At 65.9% G+C, this 9,649-nt stretch carries 8 protein-coding genes; 2 read left to right on the top strand and 6 right to left on the bottom strand.

Annotated features, from left to right (window positions below):
- Positions 1-157 precede the first annotated feature (157 nt).
- The gene (gltX, locus tag ACVOLQ_RS21855) at positions 158-1,558 is read left to right on the top strand and encodes a glutamate--tRNA ligase (RefSeq protein ID WP_313495267.1); all 1,401 of its coding nucleotides are present in this window, start codon (positions 158-160) and stop codon (positions 1,556-1,558) included.
- A gap of 16 nt (positions 1,559-1,574) precedes the next feature.
- On the top strand, positions 1,575-2,060 hold the full coding sequence (locus ACVOLQ_RS21860; RefSeq protein WP_062166516.1) for a Fur family transcriptional regulator: 486 nt from the start codon (positions 1,575-1,577) through the stop codon (positions 2,058-2,060).
- Between the two features lie 205 nt (positions 2,061-2,265).
- Here ACVOLQ_RS21860 and ACVOLQ_RS21865 read toward each other — a convergent pair whose 3' ends face one another.
- The 6 genes from ACVOLQ_RS21865 to ACVOLQ_RS21890 all read right to left on the bottom strand — a co-directional run bounded on the left by ACVOLQ_RS21865 (position 2,266) and on the right by ACVOLQ_RS21890 (position 9,532).
- Positions 2,266-3,960 carry an amidohydrolase gene (locus tag ACVOLQ_RS21865; protein WP_481529291.1) on the bottom strand — a complete coding sequence of 565 codons (1,695 nt, stop codon included), beginning with the start codon at positions 3,958-3,960 and terminating at the stop codon, positions 2,266-2,268.
- Between the two features lie 522 nt (positions 3,961-4,482).
- The gene (locus tag ACVOLQ_RS21870) at positions 4,483-5,592 is read right to left on the bottom strand and encodes an HlyD family secretion protein (RefSeq protein ID WP_481529292.1); all 1,110 of its coding nucleotides are present in this window, start codon (positions 5,590-5,592) and stop codon (positions 4,483-4,485) included.
- The gene (locus ACVOLQ_RS21875; protein WP_313399673.1) at positions 5,589-7,253 is read right to left on the bottom strand and encodes an MFS transporter; all 1,665 of its coding nucleotides are present in this window, start codon (positions 7,251-7,253) and stop codon (positions 5,589-5,591) included. Before ACVOLQ_RS21875 ends, ACVOLQ_RS21870 begins: the two co-directional genes overlap by 4 nt.
- Complete coding sequence (locus ACVOLQ_RS21880; protein WP_313644983.1) at positions 7,250-7,819, bottom strand: TetR/AcrR family transcriptional regulator; 570 nt, start codon at positions 7,817-7,819, stop codon at positions 7,250-7,252. Before ACVOLQ_RS21880 ends, ACVOLQ_RS21875 begins: the two co-directional genes overlap by 4 nt.
- A gap of 76 nt (positions 7,820-7,895) precedes the next feature.
- Entirely contained in the window at positions 7,896-9,107 is a 1,212-nt protein-coding gene (locus ACVOLQ_RS21885; protein ID WP_481529293.1) for an MFS transporter, read from the bottom strand.
- Complete coding sequence (locus ACVOLQ_RS21890; RefSeq protein ID WP_481529294.1) at positions 9,104-9,532, bottom strand: MarR family winged helix-turn-helix transcriptional regulator; 429 nt, start codon at positions 9,530-9,532, stop codon at positions 9,104-9,106. Before ACVOLQ_RS21890 ends, ACVOLQ_RS21885 begins: the two co-directional genes overlap by 4 nt.
- Positions 9,533-9,649 lie beyond the last annotated feature (117 nt).

The following is a 9,649-nucleotide window of genomic DNA, read 5'->3' on the forward strand; positions in this document are numbered from 1 at the left end:
CCCCAACCCCTCTCCCGTGAACGGGAGAGGGGCTTAGAGCTGCAGGTCGCTGGCGCTTGCTGCGTCTTGTGGTCCGCGCGCCAAGGGCTGAAGCCGGTTCAAGGCACCGGAGCAGGGGAAAAGGTAAAATGCCCGGATTCCCACATCTGCGCCTGTCATGACCGTCCGTACTCGCTTTGCCCCCAGTCCCACCGGCTACCTGCATATTGGTGGCGCCCGCACCGCGCTGTATTGCTGGCTGGAGGCGCGTCATCGTGGCGGTGAGTTCGTGCTGCGCATTGAAGATACCGACCGCGAGCGCTCTACCCAGGCGGCCATCGACGCCATCCTGGAGGCCATGGACTGGTTGGGCCTGGGCTATGACGAGGGTCCGATCTACCAGACCGCGCGCGTCGCCCGTTACCAGGAAGTGGCCGAACAGCTGATCGCCTCGGGCAAGGCCTATTACGCCTACGAGACCAAGGAAGAGCTGGACGCCATGCGCGAGGCCGCCATGGCCAAGCAGGAAAAACCGCGCTACAACGGCGCTGCCCGCGAACTCAACCTGGCGTACAAGGACGACCCGAACCGCGTCATCCGCTTCAAGAACCCGCTCGACGGCACCGTGGTGTTCGACGACCTGATCAAGGGCAAGATCGAGATCGCCAACAGCGAGCTCGATGACATGGTCATCTTCCGCCCGGACGGTTACCCCACCTACAACTTCGCGGTGGTGGTCGACGATTGGGACATGAGCATCAATGAGGTCATCCGCGGCGATGACCACATCAACAACACCCCGCGCCAGATCAACCTGTACGAGGCCATCGGCGCGCCGGTGCCCAAGTTCGGCCACATGCCGATGATTCTGGACGAGCAGGGCGCCAAGCTGTCCAAGCGCACCGGTGCTGCCGACGTGATGCAGTACAAGGATGCCGGCTACCTGCCCGAGGCACTGTTGAGCTACCTGGCCCGCCTGGGCTGGTCGCACGGTGACCAGGAGATCTTCACCCGCCAGGAACTGATCGACCTGTTCGACGTCACCAACTGCAACTCCAAGGCCGCGCGTCTGGACATGGCCAAGCTGGGCTGGGTCAACCAGCACTTCCTGAAGACCGAGACGCCCGAATCCATCGTTCCGCACCTGGTCTACCAGCTGGAAAAGCTGGGCCTGGACCTGGCCAAGGGGCCGGCGCCGGTGGACGTGGTCATCGCCCTGCGCGAGCGCGTGCAGACCCTGAAGGAAATGGCCGAGAAGGCCGTGGTCTGGTACACCCCGCTGAGCGAATACGACGAAGCCGCGGTGGCCAAGCACTTCAAGGCCGGTGCCGAGGTTCCGCTGGCGAAGGCGCGCGAACTGCTGGCCGCTGCCGAATGGACCGCTGAAGGCGTGTCGGCGGCGCTGCATGAGGTGGCCGCGCAGCTGGAAATCGGCATGGGCAAGGTGGCCCAGCCGCTGCGCGTGGCCATCACCGGCACCCAGGTGAGCCCGGATATTTCCCATACCGTGTACCTGGCCGGCCGCGACGAGGCCTTGAAACGCATCGACGCCGCACTCATCAAGATCCCAACGGCCTGATTCCGACGAGGTAGCCATGACCGACGCCCACTCCTGTACCGCCCCGCACCACCACGTCGAAGACGCGGCGGACTTTGTCGCGGTGGTCGAGCGGGTGTGCCGCGAGCGCGGATTGCGGCTGACGCCGATCCGCGCCAACGTGCTGCGCCTGATTGCAGAGGCGGGCAAGCCGGTCAAGGCCTACGAACTGCTGGAATGGGTGCGCGAAGGCAAGGGTGTGGGCGCCGATGCCCCGCCCACGGTGTACCGCGCGCTGGATTTCCTGATGGCCAATGGCTTCGTGCACAAGCTGGCGTCGGTCAACTCGTTCGTCGCCTGCCACCACCCCAGCAGCAACCAGCACTCGGTGCCCTTCCTGATCTGCGACCGCTGCCATAGCGCGGTGGAGCTGGAAGACCGCGACATCGTTCGCCAGCTCGAGGCCCGCGCCAAGGAGCTGGGCTTCAAGCCGCAGGCGCAGACGCTGGAAGTGCATGGCCTGTGCGCGAACTGCGCAGGCTGAAGCTTTAGTCCCTCTCCCTGCGGGAGAGGGGTTGGGGTGAGGGTAAGACTTCAAGCAGAACTGACCCGTGTAGGAGCGACGTAAGCGGCGAAGCCGATAGGCCTTGACCGCCCCGGTTACGTCGGTGCGGGCAATGCGCTATCGGCTTCGGATGTTGCAGTGGTTTCGCGGCTTACGCCGCTCCCACAACAACCACATATCGCTCCTACGGCTTTGCCTCGTAAACCGCGACGCCATCCTTGATGGTCTGCAGCACCTTGATGGTGTGCAGCTGGCTGCGTTCGATGCTCAACGGGTTGTCCGACAGCAGTACCAGGTCGGCACGCTTGCCGACCTCGATCGAGCCCTTGCTGCTTTCCTCGCCGTACTGACGCGCGGCCCACAAGGTGATCGCCTTCAGCGCGATCAAAGGCGATACCCGTTGATCCGGTCCCAGTATGCGACCACTGCGAGTCACGCGGTTGACCGTGGCATCGAGCACCCGCATCGAATCCGGGAATACCACCGGCGCATCGTGGTGCGAGGTGAACACCATGCCGGCATCCAGCACCCATTGCGTCGGCGAGATGTTCTCGGCGCGCTCCGGGCCCAGCACCGAGTCGCGGTGCCAATCACCCCAGTAGTAGGTGTGCATCGGGAACAGCGAGGGGAAGATGCCCAGCCGGCGCAGTTCGCCCACCTGATCCTTGCGCAGGGTCTGGCCGTGGATCAGCACCGGTACAAGATGCTTGTCGGGGTATTTGGCTTCGGCGCTGGCCACTGCATGGATCAGCTGATCAATGGCGGCATCGCCATTGGCATGGGCCAGCACCTGCCAGCCATGGCCCCAGGCCTGGGTGATCAGGTCGTCGACCTTGGTATCCGGGAAGGCAGGGTAGCCGGCATAGTCCGGCTTCTCGCCCTCGGGCACCTTGTAATAGGGCTTGGTCAGCCACGCGGTCTTGCCCTGCGGCGAGCCGTCCAGGCTGATCTTTACCCCGCCGATGCGGTAGTGGTCGGTGTAGTTCAGGCCGTAGAACGGACCCTGCATGGCCGGGTTCTGCAGGGCCACTTCGATGTCGGGGTAGGCCACCACGTCGATCTTGAGCTTGCCGGCCTTGGCCGCCATCGGCAGCAGTTGTAGCGTGCCGGCATCGCTCTTGCCGTCCTGCGCGGTGGTGTAGCCGTATTTCATGTACAGCGCCTGGCCGGCCTCAAGCATGGCCAGGGATTGCTCGGCAGTCATTGCCGGCATCAGCTTGGCCAGGGCGAGGTTGTGCGCGCTTTCTTCCAGTACGCCGTCGGGCACCGTGCTGCCGGGCTCGCGGCGGATCACGCCGCCGGGTGGATTGGGGGTGTCGGCGGTGATGCCGGCCATTTCCAGCGCCTTGCTGTTGTAGGCGCCGAGGTGGCCGGACTGGTGCATCAGGATGATCGGGATATCGGTGGTGATGGCATCCAGATCCTGGCGGGTGGGATGCCGCTGTTCGGCCAACTGCGAGTCGTCGTAGCCGAAGCCGATCAGCACCTTGTAGCCCTCGGGGGTGGTCGGGTGTGCGCGGAACTCGCGCATGATCTTCTGCAGCGCGGGGATGGAGTTGCCTTCGCCATCGGGCGCGGGCAGCAGGTTGGCGGACAGCGCCTGCAGGCCAACGCCGGAGACATGGCCATGGGCGTCGATGAAGCCCGGTGCCAGGGTGTGGCCATGCAGGTCGATCTGCTGCGCCTTCGGGCTGAAGCGCAGTGCGGCCTGGCGGCTGCCGACGAAGGCGATACGGCCGTCGCGCACCACGATGGCCTCGGCATCGGGCTGGCGGTCATTGACGGTGACGATGGGCCCGCCGGTATACAGCGTATCGGCGGCGTTGGCGGAGGTGGCTGTGAGTGCGGCCAGTACGGAGAGCGCCAGATGCAGTTTCACCGAGGGTTCTCCCGGCTGTGGGCAGGGGTACAGCGTAGCGCTTTGGTGGTTTGGGTGTGGTGAGGCAAAGTGACGCAGGTCGCTGGTTCGCCCGCCAGCGTTCCAGCCCCCTCCCTTGCGCAGCAGGGGAGGGTTTGGGAGGGGGGGCTTTGGGGCTTTTGCTTGCTGCAGGTTCTGCGGCTTAAGCCGCTCCTGCGGGGTTGTCTGGAAAGCCCCTGCCGAGCATGGCTCGGCACTACCGCATTACCCCCTCCCTTGCGCAGCAGGGGAGGGTTGGGGAGGGGTTGGCTTTGGGCTTTTGCTTGCTGCTGGTTTTGCGGCTTAGACCGCTCCTGCGGGATTGTGTGGAAAGCTGCTGCCGAGCATGGCTCGGCACTACCGCCTTGCCCCCTCCCTTGCGTAGCAGGGGAGGGTTGGGGAGGGGTTGGCTTTGGGCTTTTGCTTGCTGCTGGTTTTGCGGCTTGGGCCGCTCCTGCGGGATTGCGTGGAAAGCCCCTGCCGAGCATGGCTCGGCACTACCACCTACTGCCGGCGTGCCTGCGGGCTTGCTGCCGTGTCTACCTCCACCACGACCGACATGCCCGGGCGCAGGCGCGCGGCCAGTGGCTGGTCGGGGTCGATGGCGATGCGGATCGGCAGGCGCTGCACCACCTTGGTGAAGTTGCCGCTGGCGTTGTCCGGCTTGAGCACCGAGAACTCCGAGCCGGTGGCCGGGGCGATCTGCTCGATGTGGCCGGTCAGCTGCTTGCCCTGGAAGGCATCCACACTGAAGGTCGCCGGCTGCCCGATGGCCATGTTCCAGGTCTGGCCTTCCTTGTAATTGGCCACCACCCACAAGCTGTCCGGCACCAGGAACAGCAGCTGGCTGCCGGCGGTGACGTATTGCCCAAGCCGCACCGTCGCCTCCGATACCTGACCGTCACGGGGGGCCTTGATGACTGTGTTGTCCAGGTCGATCCGGGCCAGTTCCAAGGCCGCTTCGGCCATCGCTACCTTGGCTTCCAGTCCCTTGCGCGCCACCTGGGTGGAGGTCAGTGTTTCCTCGGCGATATGGATGGCGGCCTGCGACTGCGCGACACCGGCGGTTGCCGCCTGCGCGGACGAACGCAGCTTGTCGCGGTCGCTATTGGAGACCAGTTGCTGGGACGCCAGTGTTTCGTAGCGCTGCAGCTCGGTGCGGCTGCGCTGCTGCTCGGCCTGTTCGGCGGCGTAGTTGGCGCGCGCCGAGCTGATCTGCGCCCGGTTCTGCGCCTGGCTCTGGTCGGAGTTGGCCAGCTGCGCGCGCGCATCCTCCAGCGAGGCCTGGGCCTGGTCCACCTTCTGCCGGTAGATGCGGTCGTCGATGCGCAGCAGGGGCTGGTCTTTCTTGACGTGGTCGAAATCGCTGACCAGCACCTCGGTGACATAGCCGTTGACCTGCGGCGCCAGCACCGTCACCTGGCCACGCACATAGGCATCGTCGGTGTGCATATGGGTGCTGTTGAACGGCCACAGCTGCCAGGCGCGCAGGATCAGGGTCAGCCCGACCAGGGCGACGGCAATCATCACCACCACGCTGGCGCGGCTGGGCCGGTTGTACTTGGACACCGGCGCCGAGGCGGGTGTTGCTGGGGTTTCGGTCTTGTTGCTCATGTTTCAGCTCGTTGGTTCGGGGCGCCGGCAGGCTGGCGCCGGATCACTTGTTTCACGCGCGGGTTGCGCAGCATCACTTCCAGCAGCAGCCAGGTGAGGAAGCAGATAGCCACCCAACCGCTGAGGGCGAATACGTCGTTGAAGGCCCGCACATTGGCCTCGCGCTTGGCACTGGCGGCCAGCGCGGCGCTGGCCTGGGCCTTCAGTTGTACCGGGTCGGTGATGACGCGGGCGTAGGCCTGTTGCTGCAGCTGCAGCCGGCGGGCCACCTGCGGGTCGGCGGGGTTGAGCTGGCTGACCAGCGCGGTGGAATAGATGTGCTCGCGGTGCAGCTGGTAGCTGCTGAGGAAGGCCGAGCCGGCCAGGCTGCCAAAGCTCTGGGTCAGCGACAGGATCACGATGAAGGACACGATATGGTCCAGCCCGCGTGCCATCGCCTGGCGTATGCCCATCAGCATCAGCGGGCCCATGAACATGCCGCTGCCCACCGCCGCGAAGAACTGGCTCAAGGCGAAATCCATCGGCCGGTCCATGCTGGTGCGGTGCTGGTCGAGGAAGGCGGCGGTGCCGAGCAGGATGATCGAGGTCAGCAACTGCGGGATCAGCGCCTTCGGCCCGAAGGTCAGCGCACCGGCGGCGATGCCGACCAGCACGCCGACCAGGATCACGCCGAACAGGGGCGCCATCTGCTCCGGCCCCATGCCCAGCGTGCGCATCATGGTGATCATCCCGTAGGACTGCTCATTGGTCAGGAAGCGGATCAGGAAGGCGCCGATGATGAAACGCAGCATCACCGGGCCCATCAACCAGCGCACCTGCAGCAGTGGGTTGCGGCGCTGGTGTTCGATGCACAGGCCGACGGTGATCAGCACCACGGCCGCCGCCAGCACCCAGCCCAGCCATGGCGAATCGAACCACCAGTGCAGATAGCCCTGGCTCAGCACCACCACCAGCAGCGCCAGGCCCGGTGCCAGCAGGGCAAAGGTAAGGAAATCCTTGCGCTCGAACACCTTGATCTGGATGCCGGGTGGCAGCTTCAGTACCACCACCGCCGCAAACGAACACAGCGCCAGGCCGGCCTCGAACAGGTAGAGGTTCTGCCACTCACCATGGTCGAGCAGGCCGGGCGACAGCAACCAGGCCAATGGCACTGCCAGCTGCGACAGGCCAACGCCGATCACCAGCAGGTTGCCCACGTATTTGCGCGGCAGCGCCTGCAGCATGTACAGCGTGCCCAGGGTGGTGCAGGCGGCGCCGGCAAAGCCACTGCCGGCGCGCACCAGCAGCGTGGTGGTGGTGGTGCCGACAAACAGGTGCAGCACGGCCAACGCCGCATAGGTGCCCAGGCCGATCTCGGCGAACAGGCGGATGCCGTATTCCTGGCGGAACTTGAACACCAGCAGGTTGGCGCTGACGTTGACCATCAGGTAGGCCGCCACCAACCAGTTTGCCTCGCTGGCCTGCAGGCCCATCTGCCCGGTGATCCACGGCAGGTTGGCGCTGATCAGCGCATTGCCCAGGCCGCCGGTGATGGCGACCAGCACCGCCACCGCGGCATAGGCGGCACGCCGATGTGGCGGGTGCCAGGGCATCGAGGCTGAGCCGGGCAGGGAGGGCTTTTCGTGTTCCTCCCAGTCCGGGATGGGCTTGAGTGGCTTCATGTGCGTTCCGCTGCAGCCGGCGCGGCCAGGCCGGGACGCAGCAATTCAATCGCACGGCGTGCGAGGGTGGCGCGATCTTCGGCGGTGCGCCCGCGCAATGCGGCGCCCAGCATGCTGGAAATCAGCGAGATATCGGCCAGCTGCAGGTCCTGGCGGCACAGCCCGGCATCCTTGGCGCGCTGTAGGGCCGGTGCCGACAGCGCCAGGATGTGCTCGCGGGCGGCCTTGATGGCCGGGTCGTCGCGGTCCACCGCGCGCCAGTAATCGGCCAGCGCCGGGGAATGCACGATGCGTCGGGCCATGCCCTTGATCAGCTCGAACAAGGCGTCGTCGCGCTCACCCAGTTCCTGCAGATGGACCTCGATCTTCTCCACGGTCCGCTGCAGCAGTGCTTCCACCAGCGCGGTGCGGTCGGGGAAGTTGCGGTACAGGGTGGCGCGGCCAACGCCGGCGCGTTCCACTACCAGGTCAAGCGGGGCGGTGATGCCGTGTTCACCGAACACGGCGTCGGCCGCGTCCAATAGCAAAGCGCGACGCGCGACGGCATCGGAACGTAAAGAAGTCATGCTGCATATGATCCGGACAAAAATGTCCGGTTTCAATGGCGGCGATGAAACGGCTTGTTGCAGCGCTCGTTTCTGTTCAGCCGGCAGCGAGCTGGCGGCGCAATGGCGCTTCGCGGATAGGCAGGTTGACCAGGGCTGCAGCGGCGGCCAGTGCCATGTCGGCGTACCACATCCAGCTGTAGTCGCCGCCATACTCCAATGCCACGCCGCCGAGCCAGGCGCCGAAGAACGCGCCGATCTGGTGCGAGAGCAGGGTCAGGCCGAACAAGGTGCCCATATGGCGTGGGCCGAACAGCTTGCCGACCAGGCCGGCGGTGGGCGGCACCGTGGCCAGCCAGGTGAAGCCGAGCACTGCAGCGAACACATAGAAGGTCATCGGCGTGGGCGGCGACACCAGATAGACGGCGATCAGCACCGCTCGGCTGAGGTACATCCAGAACAACAGCCATTTCATGCGGAAACGCTCGCCAAGCGCGCCGATGATCAGGCTGCCGGCAACATTGAACAGGCCGATCAGCGCAATCGACACCGAGGCCACGCTTGGCGACAAGCCGCACAGGGCGATTTCGCCGGGCAGGTGGGTGACCAGGAAGGCGATATGCACGCCGCAGGTGAAGAAGCCCAGGTGCAGGCACCAGTAGCTGCGGTCACGCAGGGCGCGCTGCAATTCCGGCCGCAGCGCTTCGCCATCATCCGTGTTGTCACTGCGCGGTGCGCGCTTGCGCAGTGGCCAGGCCAGCGGCAATGACAGCAGCACGATCACCGCCAGTGCATACAGCGCCTTGACCCAGCCGAAGGCGCTGAGCAGCAGTTGCACCAATGGTGCGAACAGGAACTGGCCCAGCGACCCGCCGGCGTTGATGATGCCGGCAGCCATCGAACGCTTCTGCGCGGGGATGCGCCAGGCGGTGGCACCGATCAGCACCGAGAAGCTGCCCGCGCCCGCACCGGCGGCCAGCAGCAGGCCGAAGCTGAGATTCAGCCCCCAGGCACCGGGCAGCAGGGTTGCGGCGAACAGGCCGATGGCCAGCAACAGGCCGCCGCCGACCAGCACCGGGAGTGGCCCGCGTTGGTCGGCCATGGCGCCGAACAGGGGCTGCACCGCGCCCCAGACAAACTGGCCGATCGCCAGCGAAAAGCTGATCTGGGCGATGCCGAGTCCAGTGCTTGCATGGATGGGATCGATCAACAGACCGCTGGTCTGGCGCACGCCCATGGTGACCATCAGGATGCTGGAGGCGGCAAGCAACAGCAGCCAGGGCGTGCGCGACGGGGCTTGCGCGCTCATGCTGGCCGCTCCTGTTCCAGTGCGTGGTTGAGGGCTTCCAGTTGCTGGTTGAGGTTGTTGATGCGGGTGCTGCCGAACAGGGCTTCGACCTCCTCCTGCGCTTGCTGCCAAAGCGGGAAGGCCTTCTGTAGGCGACGTTTTCCGGCGGCGGTGATCTGCAACTGGCGCTGGCGGGAGTCCTGGCCGGGTGCCGCGCTGAGCAGGCCGGCCTCCAGCAGCGGCTTGAGGTTGCGGGTGAGGGTGGTGCGGTCCATGCCCAGCGCATCGGCGAGCTCGCCCAGCGGGCGTGCCTGGCTGGCGCGGCGCAGGATGGAGTAGGCGTTGAGGCTCAGCTCGGCCGCGGCGAGGTGGCGGTCATAGAGCTGGGAAACGCGGCGCGTGGCGCGGCGCAGCTGGAAGCAGGTGCAGGGGCTGGGGGCGTCCATCGGCGTTGTCGGCGGGGCGATGGCGGCAGTTTATGTGCATATGCACGTAATTGCGAGTGGTGGTGAAGGGGGGGGGGGGGGTGGCACACTTAGTTGCTGTTGGTGTTGCTGTTGGTG

It is taken from the genome of Stenotrophomonas sp. STEN031 (genome assembly GCF_056759975.1).

Bases quoted from the DNA above. Each gene is read 5' to 3' on its own strand.
- gltX (WP_313495267.1), top strand. From the start codon at position 158: ATGACCGTCCGTACTCGCTTTGCCCCCAGTCCCACCGGCTACCTGCAT.
- ACVOLQ_RS21860 (WP_062166516.1), top strand. From the start codon at position 1,575: ATGACCGACGCCCACTCCTGTACCGCCCCGCACCACCACGTCGAAGAC.
- ACVOLQ_RS21870 (WP_481529292.1), bottom strand. From the start codon at position 5,592: ATGAGCAACAAGACCGAAACCCCAGCAACACCCGCCTCGGCGCCGGTG.
- ACVOLQ_RS21875 (WP_313399673.1), bottom strand. From the start codon at position 7,253: ATGAAGCCACTCAAGCCCATCCCGGACTGGGAGGAACACGAAAAGCCC.
- ACVOLQ_RS21880 (WP_313644983.1), bottom strand. From the start codon at position 7,819: ATGACTTCTTTACGTTCCGATGCCGTCGCGCGTCGCGCTTTGCTATTG.
- ACVOLQ_RS21885 (WP_481529293.1), bottom strand. From the start codon at position 9,107: ATGAGCGCGCAAGCCCCGTCGCGCACGCCCTGGCTGCTGTTGCTTGCC.
- ACVOLQ_RS21890 (WP_481529294.1), bottom strand. From the start codon at position 9,532: ATGGACGCCCCCAGCCCCTGCACCTGCTTCCAGCTGCGCCGCGCCACG.